This window comes from Paenibacillus zanthoxyli JH29 (assembly GCF_000520715.1).
Taxonomy (GTDB): Bacteria; Bacillota; Bacilli; order Paenibacillales; family Paenibacillaceae; genus Paenibacillus_AQ; species Paenibacillus_AQ zanthoxyli.
Window position 1 is genome coordinate 1 of the sequence record NZ_ASSD01000660.1, and the last position, 23414, is coordinate 23414.

General features: G+C 47.8%; 21 protein-coding genes. 18 read left to right on the top strand and 3 right to left on the bottom strand.

The genetic code is table 11. From position 1 onward, the window contains the following. Positions 1–147: 147 nt before the first annotated feature. The gene (locus tag L691_RS0125235) at positions 148–1224 is read right to left on the bottom strand and encodes a glycosyltransferase family 8 protein (protein ID WP_025693001.1); all 1077 of its coding nucleotides are present in this window, start codon (positions 1222–1224) and stop codon (positions 148–150) included. Positions 1225–1589: 365 nt separating this feature from the next. Between L691_RS0125235 and L691_RS0125240 the strand changes: the two genes are divergently transcribed. The 11 genes from L691_RS0125240 (at position 1590) to L691_RS0125285 (ending at position 14442) form a co-directional block, all read left to right on the top strand. Next, entirely contained in the window at positions 1590–4592 is a 3003-nt protein-coding gene (locus L691_RS0125240) for a hybrid sensor histidine kinase/response regulator (RefSeq protein ID WP_232229278.1), read from the top strand. Between the two features lie 35 nt (positions 4593–4627). Further along, a complete protein-coding gene (locus tag L691_RS33830; RefSeq protein WP_232229279.1) occupies positions 4628–5011 on the top strand; it encodes a LytR/AlgR family response regulator transcription factor in 384 nt (127 codons plus the stop codon). After that, positions 4968–5702 (top strand): AfsR/SARP family transcriptional regulator, encoded by a 735-nt coding sequence (locus L691_RS30180; RefSeq protein WP_232229280.1) that lies wholly within the window; start codon positions 4968–4970, stop codon positions 5700–5702. The genes L691_RS33830 and L691_RS30180 overlap by 44 nt, the downstream gene beginning before the upstream one ends. A 184-nt stretch (positions 5703–5886) precedes the next feature. Beyond that, a complete protein-coding gene (locus tag L691_RS31610) occupies positions 5887–9423 on the top strand; it encodes an S-layer homology domain-containing protein (protein ID WP_232229281.1) in 3537 nt (1178 codons plus the stop codon). 225 nt (positions 9424–9648) lie between these two features. Further along, the gene (locus tag L691_RS0125255; RefSeq protein ID WP_051459458.1) at positions 9649–9870 is read left to right on the top strand and encodes a pyridoxamine 5'-phosphate oxidase family protein; all 222 of its coding nucleotides are present in this window, start codon (positions 9649–9651) and stop codon (positions 9868–9870) included. A gap of 118 nt (positions 9871–9988) precedes the next feature. Then, complete coding sequence (locus tag L691_RS0125260; protein WP_025693005.1) at positions 9989–10564, top strand: TetR/AcrR family transcriptional regulator; 576 nt, start codon at positions 9989–9991, stop codon at positions 10562–10564. 271 nt (positions 10565–10835) lie between these two features. After that, entirely contained in the window at positions 10836–11699 is an 864-nt protein-coding gene (locus L691_RS0125265; RefSeq protein ID WP_025693006.1) for an alpha/beta fold hydrolase, read from the top strand. A gap of 53 nt (positions 11700–11752) precedes the next feature. Next, the gene (locus L691_RS0125270; protein ID WP_025693007.1) at positions 11753–13123 is read left to right on the top strand and encodes an MFS transporter; all 1371 of its coding nucleotides are present in this window, start codon (positions 11753–11755) and stop codon (positions 13121–13123) included. Between the two features lie 21 nt (positions 13124–13144). Further along, positions 13145–13552 carry an aldo/keto reductase gene (locus L691_RS30190; RefSeq protein ID WP_036738291.1) on the top strand — a complete coding sequence of 136 codons (408 nt, stop codon included), beginning with the start codon at positions 13145–13147 and terminating at the stop codon, positions 13550–13552. Between the two features lie 293 nt (positions 13553–13845). Then, positions 13846–14028, top strand: a complete 183-nt coding sequence (locus L691_RS0125280) for a hypothetical protein (RefSeq protein WP_025693008.1) — start codon at positions 13846–13848, stop codon at positions 14026–14028. A gap of 3 nt (positions 14029–14031) precedes the next feature. Beyond that, complete coding sequence (locus tag L691_RS0125285; protein WP_025693009.1) at positions 14032–14442, top strand: hypothetical protein; 411 nt, start codon at positions 14032–14034, stop codon at positions 14440–14442. A gap of 54 nt (positions 14443–14496) precedes the next feature. Here L691_RS0125285 and L691_RS30195 read toward each other — a convergent pair whose 3' ends face one another. Together L691_RS30195 and L691_RS30890 are read right to left on the bottom strand one after the other, a co-directional pair. Then, complete coding sequence (locus L691_RS30195) at positions 14497–14949, bottom strand: hypothetical protein (protein WP_051459459.1); 453 nt, start codon at positions 14947–14949, stop codon at positions 14497–14499. Further along, the gene (locus L691_RS30890; protein WP_051459460.1) at positions 14912–15121 is read right to left on the bottom strand and encodes an ATP-binding cassette domain-containing protein; all 210 of its coding nucleotides are present in this window, start codon (positions 15119–15121) and stop codon (positions 14912–14914) included. The genes L691_RS30195 and L691_RS30890 overlap by 38 nt, the downstream gene beginning before the upstream one ends. A 254-nt stretch (positions 15122–15375) precedes the next feature. On the opposite strand from L691_RS30890, the gene L691_RS0125295 reads away from it, so the two are divergent. The 7 genes from L691_RS0125295 to L691_RS0125325 form a co-directional block, all read left to right on the top strand. Then, entirely contained in the window at positions 15376–16500 is a 1125-nt protein-coding gene (locus tag L691_RS0125295; protein ID WP_025693010.1) for a glycosyltransferase, read from the top strand. Between the two features lie 124 nt (positions 16501–16624). Next, positions 16625–17593, top strand: a complete 969-nt coding sequence (locus tag L691_RS0125300; protein WP_025693011.1) for an aldo/keto reductase — start codon at positions 16625–16627, stop codon at positions 17591–17593. Positions 17594–17726: 133 nt separating this feature from the next. Beyond that, positions 17727–18719: a LacI family DNA-binding transcriptional regulator gene (locus L691_RS0125305; RefSeq protein WP_025693012.1), complete on the top strand. Its 993-nt coding sequence runs from the start codon at positions 17727–17729 to the stop codon at positions 18717–18719. 291 nt (positions 18720–19010) lie between these two features. Then, on the top strand, positions 19011–20303 hold the full coding sequence (locus L691_RS0125310; RefSeq protein ID WP_025693013.1) for an ABC transporter substrate-binding protein: 1293 nt from the start codon (positions 19011–19013) through the stop codon (positions 20301–20303). A gap of 85 nt (positions 20304–20388) precedes the next feature. Continuing rightward, entirely contained in the window at positions 20389–21273 is an 885-nt protein-coding gene (locus L691_RS0125315) for a carbohydrate ABC transporter permease (protein WP_025693014.1), read from the top strand. Next, positions 21273–22109 carry a carbohydrate ABC transporter permease gene (locus L691_RS0125320; RefSeq protein ID WP_025693015.1) on the top strand — a complete coding sequence of 279 codons (837 nt, stop codon included), beginning with the start codon at positions 21273–21275 and terminating at the stop codon, positions 22107–22109. Before L691_RS0125315 ends, L691_RS0125320 begins: the two co-directional genes overlap by 1 nt. Before the next feature lie 24 nt (positions 22110–22133). Continuing rightward, a partial coding sequence (locus tag L691_RS0125325) for an alpha-glucosidase (RefSeq protein WP_025693016.1) occupies positions 22134–23414 on the top strand: 1281 nt, incomplete at its 3' end.

Below are 23414 nucleotides of genomic sequence, written 5' to 3' on the forward strand. Positions count from 1 at the left end.
CACTTCAAGTGTTAGCTAAGTGGGGGAGTGTTCAAGGAAGAAAGTATGGATGAACCATGAGCAGTGGAAAAGATCAAAGGGTATATAAACCTCATCCAAAAAGCCGCATCCACAAGAACACGGCTTTTTGGATGGATACCAGCGGGATTAAATATGTTTTCTCAACGGCAGATTGGATGTCGAATTCGTCTCCTTTTGCTGATGACCTTTATTGGTTCTGATGAGTTTGATCAATCTCAAACTGGGCAGATCAATCAGGCTGATCTTCGTTCGTCTGCTTCTTTTAAATAGCAGCTTTCCTTGAGATGCTTTACGTGCTCTTCGTTTCAGGCTGTTATGGGAAGTTGTACTATATATGCGTTTCCGATATCTCTTCGCGCTCTTGCGTTTCTTATTTTTCCGAACAACCGTAGGATGTACTTCCACTGCCTTTTGAGAATGCTGTTCACTCCACGGTGTTAGATTAAGGTAATTCCGGTACAGCTCTGCGCCTATGGAGTTAGCATCCCAGCACTTTTCAGGTCCGGCGAAATGGACAATTTTATTCGTAAAATCATGATCAACGGAAGCTAGGCTGAATAAGTTAAAGCGCACATCCAGCGGGAGGTAATTTCCTCCGTACACTCCATTTAATGCATCCTGATCAGGCATGGTGGTATCGGGGAAATTCCGAAAAAAATTCAGCGTTTCTTCGTACCAGCCAGGGTTGGCCCGGATATTATTCAAAGAAAATAAAATAACCCCGGAGTTAAAATAAAGAGCTGGATTTAGACCCTTGGAGTTGATATTTTGCGCTACCGCCATAATGCCCTGATCCTGAATTGCACCTAAATAATAATTACCCAGTTCGAATTGCCACAGTTCGGTAATGTCCATGTTTACCAAGACATCGCAGTCCAGATAAATAATTTTGTCCACCGGAATTAATGCGGGAAGGAGCAATCGATACATGCTGGCCTGCGTCCATGTGTTAATGGAACCAACACCCGCCATTACCTGAAGCATATCCTGAGGTATAATGATGTGATAGAAATTAATCGTGTGGCTAAATCTAGTTGTTAATTCAACGAGCTTTTGCTTATTATCTTCGTTTAAAGTCTCGTCATGCAAAATATGAACATTAACAGGGGAACTCGTATGGTGGAAAACTGATGCAAGAACGACCCCAGCATGCTCAGCATATTTCCCATCCTTATCCTGAAAAGCCAAGACTAGTTCAATCATCTGATTTATCCTCTCATAACGTATTGTGTACGAATGTACCACATTATACGTTTGTCACGACCGAGTGATAGGGGCATTTTCACCCCGCAATTAACCCAATTTCATGAGCGGCAAAAATCAGATCATTGAAAATGCAGGTTTTCATATTCCACTATTGAAAAGGACTTCAAAGGCATCCCATTATAAGGTATAATGCGACTGCACCTCGTATCCCCATAAAGTCAAAACTATGATTTTGGAGAAAATGGATGCCCAAACAATGGCCGGCTGTGTTATTAATTGTGATATTTCTTGTTATAATTCCTATATTCTGGATATTCAATTATATCCATGCAGCCTCTCTGCATGCTTCGTCGGTAGGAGGGGTGCTGGACTTGCGGAAATGGGACCTTCAGGCGAACGGGGTTGTTCCGCTTAAAGGCGAGTGGGAGTTTTACCGCTCTCAATTGCTGACCCCGGAAAGCTTTCAGACGGCTCATTCGTCTCCTGACAAGACACCCAAGTTTACGGGTCTCGTTCATGTACCGGGCATTTGGAATAGCTATATAGGCAGCACCGGCAGCCCGAAGGCTACGGGTTACGCGACGTATCGCCTGCGCATTCTGGTACCGGAGCGTGAGAATAAGATTTACGGGATCAAACCGGATAATATCCGGTCTGCGAACCGGATTTTTGTTAACGGGACAGAGATCGGCGCGAGCGGTGATCCCGCTGCACCTGGCAAGGAAGGCGTGCAGCGCAATATCCCCTATGCCGGGTTTGTTTCTATAAACGGAGGCAATATTGAAATCCTGGTGCAAATCGCCAACTACAGCTATTCATCGGGAGGGATGGTATACCCTATCTCGTTCGGTGATTATAAAGCGATAATGGATATTGAGAAAAAAGAATTTTTTGGAGACTCGCTGATCGCATTCGGCTTCATGGTCTCAACCGTTTACTTTATGCTACTGTATCGATTGCGCAGACAGGAGACTTCCCTTCTCTATTTGGGAGGGATTTCATTATTCGCCTGCATCTATGTGCTGACTCATGGCGAGAAGGTCATAGGAGACCTGTTTCCGGCTCTTCCTTATGATGCCGTATTAAGATTGCAGATGATAGCATCTGTCGGAGTGTACTTTTGCGTCGTTCATTATGTTGCGTTGTACTCCCGGGCAGCCGTTCACAGACCTGTGCTGCTGCTGTGCAGATGGATTACCGGGATCGACATCATTGTGGCGTTAAGTGTTCCTACGCTCCTGTTCTCCAAGTGGGATGGGGTCTGGCTCGTATGGTCTATATTCATTTTGGGATATATCATCTATATGATGATAAAAAGCTTGCGTTTGCGCAGCTTGGACAGGCTCTTTATGCTTGTAAACATTTTAAGCCTGCTTATTATCATTATCGTCAGCCTGCTGAATGTGTACGGGAAGCTTGAGAGTCAACTGCCAAGCTCTTACGGCATAATGCTCTTTCTGATCGCACAAGCGCTGCAGTTTGCATTTCGGTCGGCGAATTCTTTTCATGAAGTAGAGCAGTTGTCGCAAAAGCTTCTGACACTTGACGGGCTGAAGAACGAATTCATGGCCAGCACGTCTCATGAACTGCGGACACCGCTCCATGGAATTGTAAATATGTCGTCTTCTTTGCTGGAAGGGGTGGCGGGTGAACTGAATCCGAAGCAGAAGCAACATCTTTCCATGATTGCAGCGACAGGAAAGCGGCTATCCTTGCTCGTTAATGATATTCTGGATTGGGCCAGGCTGAAAAATGGCGACATTATCCTTGACCAGCGTCCGGTAGATCTTCGGCCCGTCGTTTCGGCGGTTCTCGATATCCTGATCTTTACAACCGGCAGCGGCAAAAGATTGCAGTTTGTGCAAGAATGGCCTGAAAATCTGCCGCTCCTGAATGGCGATGAAAATCGCATCCAGCAAATTTTATATAATTTATTGGGAAACGCCATTAAATTTACGGCTGAAGGAACGATTACTGTTTCTGCCGAAGATTGTGGCCGGGAAGTGAAGATTGCCGTGGCGGACACTGGAATTGGCATTGCCGCTGAACGGCATGATACGATATTTCTGCCATTCGGGGAGATCGGACAGCCGGTAGACCCTGCTTTCCTTGGGATGGGGCTTGGACTAAGCATCACCAAGAAACTCGTCGAGCTTGGAGGCGGCCGGATTTGGGTGGAATCCGAGCCGGATAAAGGATCGGTATTCTTCTTTACGGTGCCTGTGTCAGACATCCCCCTGTCAACCGAATCGAAGACCGCTTTAAAACAAGTTACCTTTATGGGGCGGGGGCCAACCGCCTTGGCCGAACAAGCTGCCGCATCGGAGACGAAGCCTGTGGAGGGTACTTTGTTGATTGTGGACGATGACCCTGTAAATTTGCAGGTATTAACGGATATCCTTTCCGTAGACAACTACCGCGTTATTGCTGTCAATGAAGGGACTGCTGCACTGGGGCTGCTTTCTCTGAACCGGAATATTGATCTGGTTATTACCGATTGGATGATGCCGAAGATGTCGGGGCTGGAACTGTGCAGGGAGATTCGCTTAGTATATCCGCTGTTCAGACTTCCGGTGCTTATGCTGACGGCGCGAAGCCGGGCGGATGATATCGAGCTTGCCTTTCAGTCGGGAATTAATGATTATCTGGGTAAACCTGTTGATGCCATAGAGTTAAGGGCGAGAGTCCGCACCTTAATTACGCTTCGCCGATCCGTTCAGAACGCGGTCCGCACAGAGATGGCCTTTTTGCAGGCGCAGATTAAACCGCATTTTTTGTACAATGCTCTTAATACGATTATTTATATGTCCAAAGTGGAATCCTCCAAGGCAACCGGGCTGCTCCTGGATTTAAGCAAATATTTACGGGGTAGCTTCGATTTTCAGAACCGCGACAAGCTTATTCCGCTGCATAAAGAATTAGAACTGGTTAAGGCATTCTTGTCTTTGGAAAGCGCGCGTTTTGAGGAACGCCTGAAGGTATCCTATGACATTCATGCACCGATGAATACCCTCCTTCCGCCTCTTACTATTCAACCGATTGTAGAGAATGCGGTCAGGCATGGAATTATGAAAAAGGCGGCAGGCGGCACCATTCAGCTCACTATCCAGGAAACCGATCAGATGATTAAGGTGATGGTAACGGATGATGGAGTGGGGATGCCGAAGGAGCAGCTGGATATGATTTTGTCGGGGGAATCAGGCTCGGGTGTGGGGCTAATGAATATTGACCGGAGACTTCATTCGCTGTATGGAAGGGGCTTGCAAGTGGAGACCCGTCTGCACCAGGGAACTGAGGTTTACTTTGAGATTCCTAAAGAATCATCCGGCGGTCACAGCCAAGGAAAGGAGGAAGTTTTATCCTGACATGCATACTGATTGACGATGAAAAGCCTGCCCTAATGTATCTGGAAATGATGCTGCTCACCGATGGACGGTTCCAAGTTGAAGGGAAATATACCTCTGCCCAAGCAGGGCTTGAGCATCTGGCCAGATCCAAAGTGGATGTTGTTTTTCTCGATGTAGAGATGCCTGAGATGAACGGGCTGGAAGCGGGGGAGCATATTCAGCAATTGAACCGTGACGTTCGCATCGTCTATATAACAGCATATTCGGAGTATGCCATTGAAGCCTTCGAAATTCATGCGCTTGACTATGTATTAAAGCCGATTGACCCGGATCGTCTGGCTAAGACGCTGAATTATATCCAGCGGAGCATCCCGGTAAGGGAAGTGAACAGCTTTGGCAATTGGAGAAGTGCGCTGCTTTGGTCATTTGTCTGTTGATGACGGTGCGGGTAATGACAGGCAGTTTAAGTGGAAGACGGCGAAAGCCCAAGAGTTGTTTGCTTATTTGCTCCATCACCGGGAACGGTGGATTGCCAAGGAAATCCTGCTCGAAACACTCTGGCCCGATTATCCCAAGGACAAGGCGCTGACCTATTTACATACCACCGTATCCCAGATTCGAAAGCTGGTCAAAGAGTGGCAGGTCCAGATATCCATTGAATATGCTTTGGACAGCTACCGTCTTGTTCTGGATGGAATCCCGTACGATGTATCGGAATTTGAACGGGCAACCGATCGGGAGCCGGCTATTACCGGGCAGAACCGGCTTTTTTATGAAAATATCCTTGCGCTCTACCGGGGTGATTACCTGGAAGAATATGATTATCCTTGGACGGAGACCCTGAAGAGCAATTTGCTGGAACGTTATTTGAATGTTGTGCTCAGGGTCGCAGCGTATGAGATGGAACACGGTTTTGAACGGAAAGCGCTTGAGCGGCTGCATTTTGCTGAGAAGAAAGCCCCCTACTCGGAAGAGATATGCCGTCTCGTGCTTACCACTTATGCCAAGCAGGGCAAATTAGCATCATTGAACCGTCATTACGAAGCCTTTGTTAAGCTCTTGCATGCTGACCTTGGAATTGAACCCAGCCAGGAAACGATAAGGATATATAATCAGTGTTTAAAATGACAAGCCCTTAGGCCTTTTTTCACAGTCCCTGGGGCTTTATTCGTGTTTAGAATCGATTTAGAGGCCCTTGCTATAATTAATTCTGTGAAAAATATTGAAACAAGTAGAAAAAAGGCGAAAGGAGATTGAGACAAGCTAGGGAGAGTCCGTTTGTAAAATAAGTACAGATATGGAGGGATGCATCTTGATTAGAAATAGGAACAAACTTTATTTTTCAACGGTCAGATTAATTATGTCACTGGTATTGTTAAGTTCCATATTTACTTCTGCCCTTGTGCCAACGGTTAAAGCTGCGGGGGTAACTCCTCTTTGGAATTCACCAGGCGGTGTTCAAGTGTCTGATGCTGGTACGACAAACCGAATTAGTCAAGTCAATACATCGAGAAAATTAGCCGTAACACCGGATGGAACGATCTATGTATTGTTTCATGGTGATGCCGGCATCAGAGTGGCTAAGAGTACTGATCGCGGTCAAACTTTTTCACCAAGCGTCCAAGTAAATAGTTCTGATCTTGATGCAGAGATTGCGGCATCTTCTAACGGGAACGTATATGTGATTTGGTCTCAAAGCGGAAGTGTTTATATTAGTAAAAGTACGGACAAAGGCGCAACATTTAGTGCCCCTGCAAATATCGGTACTGCAAACGGCAGCGTACATATGGACACTGACGATAAAAATGTTTACATCATTGATCAGAGAGGAATGAATTTTTACTACAGTTCTGATAATGGAAACACTTTTACTTTAAATACGATACCGGCTACATATGCATTTTCGGATGTACATGTTGATCCCTCTACACACCAGGTAGTCATTCAGAAGGATAACCCTAGTTTAAGATACTATACAAGCGATGATTATGGAGTAACATTGAATGGGCCTGTCGATCCGCCGGGTCAGGTTTTCTTCTCTGTAAGTGCTATATCTGGCGGAGAGCTAGGGCACTATACATTTGTTAGCGGCCAGGGAACTACAGCTTATAAATATGATTTAATCAATCAGAGTTTAACACCACTTACCTTTGGTGATAACATGGCGTCACGCTCAATAAGCGCCGATTCGTTTGGAAATGTTGTCACAGGTTATTCCAATGGTACAGATGTTTCATTTGCGGTCAGCCAAGACCTTGGGGCAACGTTTGGTTCTCCTGTAACCATTAATGGCACAACCATTGCGGAATCTGAGATTAATACGACGAACGGAGATATTTTATTTGTCTACGAAAGCGGTGGTAAAGTATATCTGGCAGTTTACGCAGGTCTGCTGCAAGGGTACGGGTTGAATGTATCGGCAACAAGCCTTTCTTTTCCTGATCAAAATGCACCTGATCAAACAGTCACTCTTCATAATACGTCTAATCAAACCATTACTATTAATTCCTTTACGGCGAGTGAGCCTTTTACCGTAAAATCAGATTTTGGAAGTACATTAGCTCCAAATGCACAAGGCTCTCTCCAAATAGGATTTAATCCAACAGGTGCAGGGACGTTTAGCGGCAAAGTAACGATTGATTCAGATGCATTTAGCATACCTAGAGTTATTTTGTTAACAGGAGCTTCTACAGCAAGTCGAATCGTTCTTACAGCGCCAACCGGACTTGCCGCAACCGCGGGCGACGGCCAGGCGAGCTTAAGCTGGAACAGCGTGACCGGAGCTACCTATTACGAAATTTATCAAGGGACAGCCCCTGGTGAATATGGTGACAGCGCCCTGGCGACTGTGAGTGAATCAACTTACAATTATACAGCCACGGGTCTGGAAAATGGCACAACATATTATTTCGCGGTCAAGGCGGCAAATGACAGCGGAAGCAGCGCATACTCCAATGAAGTTTCCGTAACACCTCAGGTTTCGGCGCCCGCGTCACCCGTTGGACTTACCGCAATCGGAGGCAATAGCCAGGCACAATTAAGCTGGAACAGCGTAACCGGAGCCACCTATTTTGAAATATATCAAGGAACAGCCCCCGGCGAATATGGTGAAGGCGCCTTGGCGACTGTGAGCGGATCGACTTATAGTTACACTGCAACAGGTCTAACCAACGGCACAACTTACTATTTTGCGGTCAAGGCGGGAAATGACGGAGGAATAAGCGGATATTCCGATGAAGCAAGCGCAACGCCGCAGACGGTCCCTGCTGCACCGGCAGATATCATTGCGGCAGCAGGCGATGGTCAAGCAACCGTTACCTTTACGGCTCCTACGGATAATGGCGGAAGTGCAATTACTGGTTACGAGGTCACTTCTTCGCCAGGCAACATTATCGCGACAGGAACAGCCAGTCCCATTACAATAACAGGACTTCAGAATGGAACGACTTACACGTTTACGGTAAAAGCGATCAATAGTGTTGGCAGCAGTGCGGCTTCCGCTGTCTCCAATGCCGTAACACCGCTGGCGCCGTCCAGTGGTGATGGCGGCAGCACACCTGTTGAGCCGACTGCTCCAAGCATTCAGCAGCCAACGAATACAGGTGTCGATGCGCTTGTCAATGGCAAGGTGCAATCAATCGGCATGGCAACAACAGCTCAAGTGAATAACCAAACCGTCACGACTGTAGTGATTGATCCGAAGAAGCTTGACGACATCCTTGCGGCAGAAGATCAGCATGCGGTAATTACGATACCGGTGAATACGAAAGCGGATGTCGTGGTTGGCGAACTGAACGGCCAGATGGTTAAAAACATGGAGCAAAAACAGGCGGTTCTGGTAATCAAAACCGAGAATGCCACCTACACGCTGCCTGCCCAGCAGATCAATATTAATCATTTATCGGATCAGCTTGGGAAGCCGGTAGCGCTTCAGGATATCAAGGTGCAGATCGAAATCGCCGTTCCAAAGGCAGACACGTTAAAGACTGTAGAGAACGCGGCGGCCAAAGGCCAGTTCACAATTGTCGCTCCGCCGATTGACTTTACGGTCAGAGGAATTTACGGAGATGCGAAGGTCGAAGTTTCCAAGTTCAATGCCTATGTGGAACGGACGCTTGCCTTTCCGGATGGTGCAGATCCCCAAAAAATCACCACAGGAGTTGTGATTGAACCGGATGGAGCTGTCCGCCATGTGCCAACGAAGATCGTTACTGTTGACGGGAAATACTTCGCGAAGGTGAACAGTTTGACGAACAGTACGTACTCCGTTATCTGGCATCCCCTTGAGTTCAAGGATGTCGCCAAGCATTGGGCTAAAGATGCGGTGAACGACATGGGCTCAAGAATGATTGTGGGCGGCAGCGGTGACATGTTCAATCCGGATCAAGACATTACGCGTGCGGAGTTTGCGGCAATCGTCGTTCGGGGCTTGGGACTGAAGCCGGAGGGTAATGCTGCTTCATTTTCGGATGTACAGCAGTCGGCTTGGTACAATGACTTTATTCAAACCTCCTATGCCTACCATCTGATTACTGGTTTTGAAGACGGCACCTTCCGTCCGAACGACAAGATTACAAGAGAACAGGCGATGGCCATCATCGCGAAAGCGATGACGATCACCGACCTGAAAGCAAAGCTTCCGTCTAAAGAAGCAGCAGAAGTTCTGAGACCATTTGCGGATGCGAATAGAACTTCCGGGTGGGCGAAGAATAGTGCGGCCGACTGCTTGCAAGCAGGCATCATTTCCGGCAGAAACAGCAGCCAACTTGCACCAAAGGATAACATCACCAGAGCCGAGGTTGCCGCTATTATTCAGAGACTTCTCCAAAAGTCTGATTTGATTAACTAACATTACTTTATCTCAAGAGTTATCCTTCAAGCGGTTGAAGCTGCTTGGAGGATGCTCTTTTTTTGGCATTATGATTAGCGGAACATATGGATTCGGCTATAATATTTCTTAGCGAATACAATAAGCGAGTATGGAGGCATAATCATGAACATGAATTCGAAGAGCAGCGTCATTACAAAACTAAATCTGAATCGGAATATTAAATAACACAAGGAGTGAATGAAAATGAGCAAGGAAGTAAAGGGCCGGATTGTAAAATATTTGAATGACACGCGTTTTGTTGTATTGGCGACGGTTAACAACGATCAATCGCCTGTCTTAAGAAGCTTGGCTTCCTTTGCGGCCAACGGGTATACGATCTATTTTTCAACACACAAGAACAGCAAGAAGGTGGATCAGATTCAGGAGAATCCGAAGAATAAAAAATATGAGATGACACGGAGTTAGCCGAAAGATGAGCCTGTCCGCATGTATTGCGGGCGGGCTTTAATTTTTTCTAAAAATTATTTACCGATCGTTCTCAATATGTTATGATGTTTTTGCAAGGAGGCAGAGGTGAGAGGAAATGGCAAGAAGCAAAGAGTTTGATATTGATGCGGTACTGCGAAAGGCAATGTACTTATTTTGGAGTCAAGGTTATGAGAGAACCTCCATGAAAGATCTGGTTGAAACGATGGGTGTCCATAAACGGAGCATGTATGATACGTTCGGAGACAAGCATGCTTTATTTATGAAAGCGATGGAACGATATAATGAGTCAGTGGAAGCTTCAATCGACGCCCGAATTCAAGATCAAACATCCGCGAAACAGGCGATCCGTTCCATTTTTGAAATGGTAATTAACTTGGATGGCGTTCGGCCTCCTGGATGCTTAGTTGTCAATACAGCGTGTGAGCTTTCCTTGCTGGACCCGGAAGCTGCAGCTAAAGTCAATGCATATTTTGCCGAAACGGAGAACCTTCTTTGCGAGCTAATCACGCACGGTCAAGATACAGGAGAAATTTCCAGACAGTATGAAGCAGTGAAACTTTCCCAGTATTTATTCAACTCGTTGACGGGCTTACGGGTATTGGTTAAAACAACAACTGACAGACAGAAGCTGGAAAGCATTATCGACATGACGCTGGCTATATTGGATTAATTTTTTTTAAGCATTTGAGAATGATCGGTCTCAAAAGTTGGAGCGCTGTTGACCTTCATAGTAACCAGTTCAGAATCCATCCGCTGCACCACTATTTAAACCGTTGGAACAGAATGAATTTGACTTGGCAGCCATTGGCCGCGCCTTGTTGTCAGACCCGGCTTGGGCGAACAAGGTTCGTGAAGGACGCTATGAAGATATTCAACCGTTCAGCCCTGAGGTTCTTGCGAACCTCAAATAAATTATTCCATCAAAAAAGGAGAGATTATCGATGATTAATCAAGAAGCATTAAGCGCGTTGACTGCGGAGACTGTACCAAACTCTTACGTGGAAGCCGGAGGGATCACCTTCGCCTACCGCAAGTTCGGAGCGGAGTCCGAAGTTCCGCTTGTGTTCTGCCAACGTTACCGGGGCACGATGGATGACTGGGACCCGGCTGTCGTTAACGGCATCGCCAAGGAGAGAACCGTTATCCTGTTCGACAGCGCCGGTGTGGGACTGTCTACAGGGGTTACGCCTAATAACGTCCCTGATATGGCCGACTATGCGATCACTTTTATTGAAGCGCTTGGTCTTAAGCAAGTCGATTTAATCGGGTTCTCAATGGGCGGCATGGTGGTGCAGCATGTGACGCTGAAACGGTCGGACCTGGTTCGCCGTCTCATTCTTGCCGGAACAGGACCCGGAGCGGGCGAAGACACCGAAAGATCGAGAGACGGAGTGTTTGAAGTGATGACCACGCCTGTTAATGAGGATAAAGATTTCTTATTCCTGTTATTCGAGCCGACAGAAACCAGTCAGGCCAAAGGCCGTGAGTATCTGGAGCGTCTTCAATGGAGAAAGATGGATCGCGCGCCGCTGGTTACAGCTGAAACCATAAAGGCGCAGACACAAGCACTGATCGGTTTCGCTGCCGGACCGGATACAGCCTATCCCCGTTTGGCTGAGATTAAACAGCCTGTTCTAGTCGCGAACGGTGATAACGATATCATAGCTCCGACCATCAATTCCTTTATTATGTCGCAGCATATACCGAATGCCCAGTTGATACTCTATCCCGACTCCGGGCACGGATTCCTGTTTCAATATCCTGAACGGTTTGTCCTGCATGTCTCCGCGTTTTTAAGCGAGTAAGGATTTACTCGGACTTTCTTATAAGAGGAATATGGGAAGTGGAGGTATTTTTTATGGAAGCCATATCTGATATAGAGATACTCAATACAAGAGAAAAATCGTTTAATGAGAAATTGATTGTCCCGTTTTGGAGCTTGGCCGCGATGCTCGTGGTCATGAATACGACGATGTTCAACGTGGCTCTGCCCAGAGTAGCCCATGAGTTTTCGTTATCGCCGACGGTGGCGTCATGGATTGTTACCGCCTATTCCATCATTTTTGGGATATCGACCATTACTTACAGCCGGCTGTCCGATTTTTTACCGATTCGTAAAATGGTTCTGTTCGGTGCCTTTTTATTGGTACTGTCCTCATTGCTCGGCTACTTCGCCCATACCTTTATTCTATTAATGACCGCCCGGATTTTTCAGGCGATAGGGGCTGCGGCTTTTCCCGGGCTGGGTTATGTATTGTTCTCCCGGTATATCCCCAAGGAGCGCAGAGGCAGCGCCATGTCCTTCATTGCTTCAGGCACATCGCTTGGATTCGGATTGGGACCGGTGGTCGGGGGAGCCCTGACCCAGTATCTCGGATGGAACTTCCTTTTCGTCATGACTGCGGCAGTTCTGTTTATCACTCCAATTTTTAACAGACATGTGCCTATGGAAGAGAAAAGGTCCGTCCAATTTGATATCGCCGGAAGCTTGCTGGTGGCAGCTTCGATTACGGGTCTGTTGCTGTTCGTTACAACCTTCGCTCCTTGGCCTCTTTTCATTAGTCTAGTTACGCTGGGGCTGCTGTGGTGGCATATCAATCGAATCCGTTCGCCGTTTATCCATCCGGAGCTGCTTCGCCAGAAAGGGTTCAGACAACTGCTGTCAATCAGCTTCACCTCGTATTTCATCAATTTTGCCACGCTGTTCGCGATGCCGATCCTGCTGGCTCAAGTCTTTCACCGGAGTCCGTTGGAAATCGGATTGATTATATTCCCAGGTGCAATCGTTACTGCGTTTGCTTCAAGAAAAATAGGGAAAATCATCGACCGGTTCGGAAACGGCATCGTCTCCAAGTGGGGGGCCGGGTTCCTATTGCTTTCCGTCATCCTGTTTGCAACTGTGGCAAGTCTCTCCGCCTACGGTGTTCTCATCAGTTATTTTTTTATGAGTCTAGGATTTTCCAGTTTGACCGCCAGTAATTCCAATGAAATATCACATTATCTCTCTTTAGAACACATGGGGGCGGGTATGGGCATGAACCAACTGGGCGGCTTCTTCGGAGGCGCGTTCGGGGTAGGGGTTACGGGGATGCTGATTGTCCTGCAAAAAGGAACGGAGATGGCCAGCGTGTTTCAACACATTTATCTCGGACTGTGCTTGCTGCCCCTTATTTCCTTGTATTTGCTCCATAAATATGAACAACAAGCTCGCGGGTTAATGAAATCATAACTATAAATGGAGGTAATTGATATGGAATACCGGAATTTGGGACGTACAGGCATGAAAGTAAGCAATTTTACTTTGGGTACAGGAGCATTTGGATCATGGGGGAACACGAACGAAGGGGAATGTATTCAAATCGTGGATACGGCAATCGGAAATGGCATCAACTTCATTGACACTGCCGACGTCTATGGGGCCGGAGGTTCGGAAGAAATTGTCGGCAAGGACTTAAAGGGACGGCGTAACGAGGTTGTGCTTGCGAGCAAAGTCGGAATGCCAATGGGAAAAGGGCTGAATCAAAGCGGAAGCTCAAGGCTGTGGATCAGACAGGAGGTCGAAAACAGCTTGCGCCGGCTTCAAACGGACCATATTGACCTGTATCAGCTCCATCGTCCGGGCCCGCAAACCGATATTGAAGAGACGCTTGGCGCATAAGCGTTGTTCTACAGGCGAGTTTACCAAAAAATAATGGAGGAGAGGCCAGCCGTGCCTTTCCTCCAATTTTAGCCTCTCGGTTCGAGTTTTCCACTGACGTTTAAATAGTAGTTGGCTGCTTCCACCATCTAAAAGCATGTTTATATATGGTAAAAGGTGTGATACACTGAAATTATGTTAGACTCCCTCTCTGTGTTACTCAGAAAACTACAGATTGTTTTTTAGGGAATTATAAGTTCCATTTTGGGAACATAATACCAAGTAAAGACTTTTACTTGGAGGTGTAATGTAAAATGAGCGAGGAGGAGGAGAAAGATATGAGTCTTATTCAAAAGAAGAAAACCACCAAAAATTCTTTATCGGATCATCCGAATTTCAAATCTAAAGCACCACGCTTAACAGTGGTAGATGGAACAGCTAGAATTGATTCAGATAACCGTCTTCAACAAAAATGGTTTGAGGAGTTCAAAAAGTAGTAAATGCAATTAAAAGTCGGTCAAGTTTTTTGGTATGAGGTGGAATACCCAAAGACAGGAGAAGTAGAGAAACGACCAGTTGCGATCCTAGAGATCAATAATGGTATACCTATATTTGTTACTTTTGTAACACTCACTCACTCAAAGATTAAAGATATCAATGGTAAATATGATAAATGGAAGACTCCCTTGTTTAAAGGAAGAGAGTGTGGTTTAGGTGACAGTTCATATGCAAAAACAAATTGTATTGCTGAGGCTGACGCTTCTTCCTTTAAACAAAAAGATTATATAACACAACTTCATCCAATTGATCTAAAAAATATTATAAAAGGTGTTAAGAATTCCTTGATTCAGGCGAAGAACCTTGGTAAGAAAAATTACATACTATTCAAACAGTTAACCACTCCGTTCTAACGGAGTGGTTATTGTTGCTGATAGACTAAAAAGAGTAATCTAGCCTATGCGTATCTAATGGCCGATCCTCTGATATAACTGTTTGATGACATCCTCGATTTTGGGCTCCTGGACGGTCAGATTATGGATGTCGATCAGGTCTGAGAGCTGCTTGATCATCGGGGCCACCTGCTTGTCGTCTTCAATCCGGAAGAACAGCTGGCTGTCTTCCCTCCGATCGACAGGCGGCCCGCTCCAGGCGGCTTCGTCCCAGTTCGGCGCATCCACGACCAGATAGCGAAAGCCTCCGAACTCGGCGGTCATGACCGCCGTGCTGCCGTCGAACAGGATTTGCCCTTTGTCGATGAAGATGACTCGATGGCATAGTTTTTCGATATCGTCCATGTTATGGGTCGTTAAGATAATCGTGATTTCCTTCTCTTTGTTGATCTCCTGCAGAAAGGACTGGATTTTCTCCTTCGCCATGATGTCAAGGCCGATTGTCGAGGAAGAGAATTTCCGGCTCATGCAGCAGAGCCGCTGCAATGTCCCCGCGCATCCTTTGCCCCAGGCTCAGTTGGCGAACGGGCGTTGAAAGGAAGGAGGACATGTCAAGAATGTCGGTGAACATTTCCAGATTGCGCTGAAATCGCTCTTTCGGCACATCGTAGATTTGGCCGAGCAGCTTGAATGACTCCATCAGCGGCAAATCCCACCACAGCTGGGTGCGCTGCCCGAACACGGTGGATTATTGTACCAACTAGGCGCGCTTACAACATTTTACTATAACCCGCAGGTCGCGGCATTTGATTTTTTCGGGTAAACATGTATAAGATTTTCGGCCCCCCATTTTCTAAGCGAATTATTTGTGTCTCTGTATACGGTTAATCCCCTTTTCAGCAGAGCTGGCATATTCTAACTCAAACGACGATGCGCAGTGAAATGAGGGAGCTTATGAATAGATATTGGTGTGAATGGCGGGGCCCCGTTAAGAAAAAGAGCGGGCTCGGTATCGCCAGCCGGGGATATGTGCGGGCGCTGCGGCGGCAGGGTGTAAAAGTGCGGGTTGGCTTCAAAGCATTAAAGAACCTGAGAACCCGGCGGTCAGCGGTTAAAAAAGTTCTAATTTGCCACCATCCGCCGTATGAGGTACATGTCAAAAAGGAGCGGAAGCATTACGATCATGTGATCCTGAACACCGTTTGGGAGACGACACAGATCCCGAACCGCTGGAAGCCGCACATGAATAAATTTGATGCGGTCTTTGTGCCTACTCTCCAGAACAAAGAAGCTCTCCTAAAGAGCGGCGTTAAGGTTCCCATCTTCATCGTACCCCATGGCGTAAATACGAAGGAATACCGTCCGGGCAATCCCAAGCTGAACCTGCTGGAGCATAAGAGGAGATTCGTCTTTGTGTCCGTCTTTGGCTTCCAGCACCGCAAGAATCCGGAAGGGCTGCTCCGGGCGTACTGGGAGGAGTTCTCCGCCAGTGATTCCGTGCTGCTCGTGATCAAGACAAACGGTTATAACTCTCGTGAGACTGAAGCCTGGATTAAGAAAAGAATCAGCAAATACAAGAAAAAGCTCGGCCTTAACAAAAGCACCGCTCCCGTTAAGATCATCGGCAGTCCGATCACTCCCGCGCAGCTTAAAGGGATTTATACGCTCGGGGATGCTTTTGTTCTGCCAACGAGAGGGGAAGGCGTGGGCATGCCGTTTCTTGAAGCAATGGCCAGCGGCATTCCGGTTATTGCAACGGGCTGGGGAGGCCATATGGATTTTTTGAACAGCAGAAATTCTTTTCTGGTGAAATATAAACTGCGGAACCCGGCGGTCAGCATGCGAAGCAAGCACGCGATATCCCGTAAATTTAGCCACCTGTTCGCGCAGAAGGGACAGCGCTGGGCGGAGCCTGAGCTTCAAAGCCTCAGAAAGCAGATGAGGACCGCGTACGAGAATCCCCGTCTATGCAAAATGAAAGGCCGGCAGGGGCGTCAGGATGCGCACAAGATTTCCTGGGATCGGGGGGGCAGATTGATGAAGCAGGCAATCGAGAAGGTAGTCAGAGTGAAGAAATAAGGGGACGGACTGCCGCTGAACACAAGGGTTTCCGGGTGTTTGGCGGCGTTAAGCTTTGGGCGTATCCCTATGGTATACTTGAGATTGGAATCACAATTTCAGATTAAAGAAGGCGAGGGAAATCATGAACTACAGAACTCTTGGAAGAACGGGACTGAAAGTATCGGAAATCGGCTTCGGAGCCTGGGGTATCGGTAAAACGTCATGGATTGGCGCGGATGATCAAGAATCACTCAAAGCGCTGAACCGGTCCGTTGAGCTGGGATTGAATTTTATCGATACCGCGCTTGGATATGGAGACGGGCATAGTGAGAAGCTGGTTGGACAAGTTGTCCGGGAGCATGCAGGGAACATCTATGTAGCGACTAAGATCCCGCCGATTAATAGACAGTGGCCCGCCCGCAGCGGTGTGCCGGTAGAAGAGACGTTCACTAAGGAGCATGTGATTTCCTGCACGGAGAAGAGCCTGCGGAATTTGGGTCTGGAGACGATTGATGTTCAGCAGTTCCATGTCTGGTCGGATGAATGGGTCGGCAAAGGGGACTGGCTGGAGGGAGTGCAAAAGCTGAAGGAACAGGGGAAAATCCGGTTCTTCGGCGTGTCCATCAATGACTATCAGCCAAGCAATGCGCTTAAGCTAATTGAAAGCGGTCTCGTTGACACTGTTCAGGTTATCTATAATATTTTTGAACAGAGTCCGGAGGACGAGCTGCTGCCTGCCTGCGAGAAGCACGACATCGGGGTGATTGTCCGGGTTGCGCTGGATGAAGGCGGATTAACCGGGAAAATCACACCGGAAACCACCTTCGATCAAGGTGATTTCCGCAATCATTATTTCAGGGGTGACCGCAAGCAGGAGGTCTTCGAGCGGGTGCAGAAAATTGCTGCCGATTTGAATATCTCTATTGACGACATTGCTGAAACAGCGCTGCGCTATGTGCTTAGCAGCCCCGCAGTTTCGACGGTAATTCCGGGCATGCGCTCCGTTGCCAATGTGGAACGTAATATGAAGGTGGGAGATGGATTGGGGCTTCCTGAGGACCAGGTTGCCAAGCTGAAGCCGCACCGCTGGGTCCGCAATTTTTATAACTGATTCGGTATGACAGAAGCCGTCTGACACTTTCGGGTGCCATGGCGGCTTTTTTAAATTTCTTTCGCATTATTCGGATATAAGGTAAAATGATTGAAACTGGTTTCAATATTTGCTGTGAGAGGTGAACAAATGGATGACAACCATCATTGATGTGGCGCGCTTGGCGGGAGTGTCGAAGACGACCGTATCCCGGGTGATCAACAACTATCCCCATATTTCGCCGGACAAAAAGGAACAGGTGCTCAAGGCAATGGAGCAGCTTGGGTTTACGCCGAATCCTTCCGCCCGGAGATTAAGAGGCCAGCTTGCGACAACGATCGCGGTGGTCGTTCCGAAAATTGTGAATCCGTTCTTTTCCTATTTGGTGGACGCCATCGAGCAGGTCGGTTACCGCAGCGGCTATCAGACTCTGATTTGCCAGACGAATGAGGATAAAGAGAAGGAATTATCCTACTTGAATCTGCTGAAGACCAAGCAGGCGGACGGAATCATTATGACATCCATCGAGAATGATTGGGCGCAGATTGAACCTTATACGGAGTTTGGCCCCATTGTGCTGTGCAACGAATATATCAACAAGACGGATGTTCCGATGATTAGGGTGGATCAATATCAAGGCACTTATATTGGCGTCAAGCATCTAATTGAAAGAGGGCATCGCAAGATCGCTTATTGTACGGGCGGATTATTCACGGAATTTGGGAAGGACAAGGATCGGAACCAAGGCTATCAAAAAGCGCTGGAGGAAGCCGGCATCCCGGTGAATCCGAGCTGGATTCTGGTCGATAAGCATACGATTGAGGACGGCAAGCGAGTGATGCAGCTCCTGATGGAAATGAAGGACCGTCCGACCGCCGTGTTCGCCGGGAGCGATGAAATTGCCGGAGGGTTGATGATGGCCGCGAAAAAAGCCGGCTTGCGCATTCCGGATGATCTGGCGATCATCGGCTTTGACGATCAACCGATTGCGGAGGTTCTGGACCCGGGACTCACCACTATCCGGCAGCCGATTGCACAAATGGGAAAGAAGGCTGGAGAGATTCTGCTGGCGATGCTGAATGAGCCTTGTCCGAGCCCAGCGGTTTATGAGCTTCCGGTTGAACTGGTTGTCCGGGAATCCACCTAGCATGCGGGAATAAGCTATGGCGGCTCCTATATATTTTTGGGAACGATACCAATATTTAAATATTGCCGATTATAAGCTATGGAACAGCCATATATTGGCTATGCCTGGTTAATATTTTTAGTGATGTGTTAGAAAAAATATCTTGAAACCGTTACCAAAGAGTGATACATTATATCTATAATCACTTCAAATGATGGGGATGCGAGATTATCCCATAAAATTTGGTATCGTTCCCAAGCATTCTGCGGTGATTGGATCAGGTGAGGTTATTACATTTATGGAGGGGTTCATTTGAAAAAGACATTGGCTTTATTCCTCGTTCTATTGATGGCTGTTGCCTTGACCGCTTGCGGCGGGTCGGGAAATTCAAACAACACGGCGGCGGATTCAAATGGCGGCAAAGTCAACATTGTGATTGTGAACGGCAAAGGTGAAATCGCTTCCCAGTGGGAGCAGGCAGCAAAGGATTTCATGGCGGCAAACCCGGACATTACGGTTGAAGCGGTCTCCGGAGCGGTTGGGGAAACGGTTAATCTGCTGGACAAGCTAACGGCTTCCGGCAAAACGGTTACCATTGCAATGATGTCTCCCGATTCCATTGTTAACAAATATAAAGACTTTGGCATCGACCTATCGAATGAAAAATGGAATGCCGATACGGTGTACGGCGTTAAAGACGCTAATGGCAAAATCGCCGGTTTCCCGTTCTCCATTGAAGGCTTCGGGCTGGTATACAACAAGAGTGTCGTGGAAAAAGCGATAGGCGGCGCATTCGATCCTTATTCCATCAATACCCGTGACAAATTGAAAGCGCTTCTGGACAAAATTCAGGCTTCCGGCGTGAAATATCCGGTCGCTTATCAAACGGAGAACTGGTCGGTTGCGAACCATTACAGCACCCAATTTCTGAATCAGGCTGAGGACCCGAATACGATTGTGGAACAGCTGAAAGCCGGCAAGTTCGATCTGGCAAGCAACGCCGTATGGAACGGCTACTACGATACGATGGATCTGCTCGTCTCTAAGCAGTACAACAAATACGGTGAACGCCCGCTGGGCAAGTATTATGACGATGCGCATCTGAGCGTTGGCAAAGGCGAATCCGCCATCCTGTTCAACGGAAACTGGGCGTTTGATTCACTGAAAGCGGTCTCCGGCGAATCCTTTGGCTTTATCCCGGTTCCGGTGGACAACAATCCGGACAATCCGCTGAACAACAAAATTGCCGCAGGCCCGACCAATATTCTGGTGATCAACAAATCGGCTACGGCTGCCCAACAGGAAGCGGGCAAGAAATTTCTGAACTGGCTCGTCTATGATCAAAAAGGCCAAGATTTTCTCGTCAATCAAGCCCAAGTCATCTCCGCTTTCAAGAACAACCCGAATAAAGTAACGAATCCGCTCGGAGTGGCGATTGCGGAGGCCGTACAAGCAGGCAAAACGCTGCCGTTCAGCTCCAATTATGTAAAAGTTGAAGATTGGGGCAATATCCTTGCGCCGGATATTCAAAAATATATTGCGCAGAAAGAATCCCGCGCCGATCTGGCCAAAGCTATCGAAACCTACTACAAGAACCAGCAATAATGAATTAATCGTTATGAAACGGGAAAAGGGCGGGGCAGCCCCGTTCTTTTCCGCAACTTCAAGGACTTAGGGGTGAGCCAAACCTATGATAACGGAAAAAAGCCGGCTGAAGTCGCTCGGCAATCAGTTGTTTTTTACCGGTCCCACGATTATTTTCTTCGCCATAGCGGTACTGATTCCATTTGCCTATGGCCTGTATCTTACGCTGACAGATATGACCTCTCCCGTTAATCCGATCAAGTTCTCGGGCTTCGGCAACTATAAAACCGCATTTACGGATACCGCATTCTGGGAATCCATGTGGCTTACGGTCGAATTCGTTCTAGCGACGGTCATCATCATTAATATCCTTGGCTTTATTCTGGCCTTCCTGGTCACTTCCGGCGTGAAAATGCAAAATTTCTTTCGGACGGCGCTGTTCACTCCGAATCTGATCGGCGGATTGATCCTCGGCTACATCTGGCAGTTCATCTTCGTGCAGACGCTTCCGTCCATCGGAGACAAGCTCGGCATCGAATGGCTGCGGCTGGGCTGGCTGGGGGATGAGCATCTGGCTTTCTGGGCCATCGTGATTGTAACGATCTGGCAATCGGCGGGCTATATGATGATTATCTTTGTCGCAGGTCTGGTCAATGTTCCGAAAGACGTGATGGAGGCGGCCACAATCGACGGGGCGAACGCATGGCAGCGTTTAAGAAGTGTCATTCTTCCGCTGATGGTTCCATCCTTTGTCGTTACAGTCTTTTTGACTTTGAAAAATGCCTTTATGGTCTATGATGTGAACTACTCCCTGACCGCGGGCGGGCCATACGGCAGTACGACCATGGTATCCATGCATGTCGTCCAAAAAGCTTTTACGGAAAATATTTACGGCGTCGGCCAGGCTGAAGCGATCGTGCTGTTCATCATTGTGGCGGTCATTACAGGGCTGCAGGTTTATTTCAGTAAGAGAATGGAGGTTGCTGCCTAATGGAAGCCAGAAAAAGAGCCGCCTCTATCCTCACTTATACTTTGCTGATCCTATCCTTTGCCATCTTTGTCTTTCCGTTCTTCCTCATGGTTGTCAACTCGTTCAAGAACAATGGAGAGATACTCGAAAGTCCTTTTTCCCTGCCGACCAGCCTGAATTTCGGGCATTTTGCTGAAGTTGTCGACAAGATGAATTTCTTTGTATCGTTCAGAAATACGGTTGTGATTACCTTGCTAAGCGTTCTGCTCATCGGCATATTCGCGGCAATGACCGCTTATTACATGGTAAGACGTCCGACCAAATTCAATAACGGGCTCTTTGCGCTGATGGTTGCTTCGATGATTATTCCTTTTCAATCCATCATGATCCCGCTGATTTATATTTACGGAGCCAAGCTTCACTGGATCGACGCGGCGCCGATTCCGCTGCTCATTATTCTCTATATCGGGTTCGGCAGCGCACTCTCGATATTCATGTATCACGGATTCGTAAAGTCGATACCTTATGAGCTTGAAGAAGCTTCGCTGCTGGATGGCTGCACGCGGGCGCAGACCTTTTTCAAAATTGTGCTGCCTATGCTTGCTCCAACCTCGGTGACGATCGCCATTCTGAACGTGCTCTGGATCTGGAACGACTACTTGCTGCCGTCTCTTGTGCTTACGAAAGACCAGGATTTCACCATGCCGATCAAAATGAAGGTCTTTAACGGAACGTATATGAACAACTGGGAGCTGCTGATTCCCGCGCTGCTGCTCACCATCCTGCCTATTCTGGTCGCTTACCTGTTCGGGCAGCGTTATATTATCCGGGGTGTCAGCCAGGGCGCTATTAAATAAGTTTGCTGAAGGAAGAGTGGAGTTATGGAGATTAGAGACCGCAATTGGTGGAAGGAAAGTGTCGTGTATCAGATTTATCCCCGGAGCTTTCAGGATTCGGGCGGAGACGGAGTCGGGGATCTGCGCGGAATTATTAACCGGCTCGGCTATTTGAGCGATTTGGGCATCGACGTCATTTGGATCTGCCCGGTTTACGACTCGCCCAACGATGATAACGGGTACGATATCCGAGATTTTTATAAAATGCAGGCTGAATATGGAACAATGGAAGATATGCTGGAACTGATCACCACAGCGGAAGCCCTCGGCATACGCATTATCATGGATCTGGTGGCAAACCATACCTCGGATGAACATGCTTGGTTCGTGGAATCCCGCAGCTCCAAAGACAATCCGAAGCGCGACTGGTATATATGGAAGCCGGGCTCGGGCGGGGCGGAACCGACCAACTGGGAATCGAATTTCGGGGGCTCCGCCTGGGAGTATGACGAGAACACGCAGGAATATTATCTGCACTGTTTTTCCAGAAAGCAGCCGGATCTGAACTGGGAGAACCCGGAGGTTCGCCGGAATATTTTCGCCATGATGGAATGGTGGATCGACAAGGGGATTGCCGGATTTCGCATCGACGCGATTACCTTTATTAAAAAGGATCAGCGGTTTCCGAATTTGAAGACAGAAGAGGGCCGCCGTTATGCTCCGCTTGCTGAAGCCTGCCTGAATCAACCCGGCATTCTGGATTTTCTGCACGAAATGAAACGGGAGGTGCTGGAGCCGCGCAATGTGATGACCGTCGCGGAGGCGCCTGGCGTTCCGATTGAGCAGATTCATGATTATGTGGATGAGCAGAACGGCGTTTTTAATATGATTTTTCAATTTGATCATGTGGACCTGGACGTCAAACCGACGGCTAAGGGAATCTATCATTCCTGGAAGCTGACCGACTTCAAGCATGCGCTGTCCAAATGGCAGACGGAGACGGCTGATAGGGGATGGATGGCGCTCTTCATGGAGAACCACGACCATGTCCGTTCGGTTTCCAAATTCGGCAGCGACGGGCGTTACCGCGAGGAATCGGCTAAAATGCTGGCCGCCTACTATTTCCTGATGCGGGGCACTCCTTTTATTTATCAAGGGCAAGAGATTGGCATGACCAATCATCATTTTGCATCAATTGAGGAGTACCGGGATATTGAAAGCAACAATTTTCACGCTCACGAAATGGCCCTTGGCAGACCCGAAGCTGACATCCTGAACCATCTGGCAAAAAGGAGCCGGGATCAGGGGCGCACGCCGATGCAGTGG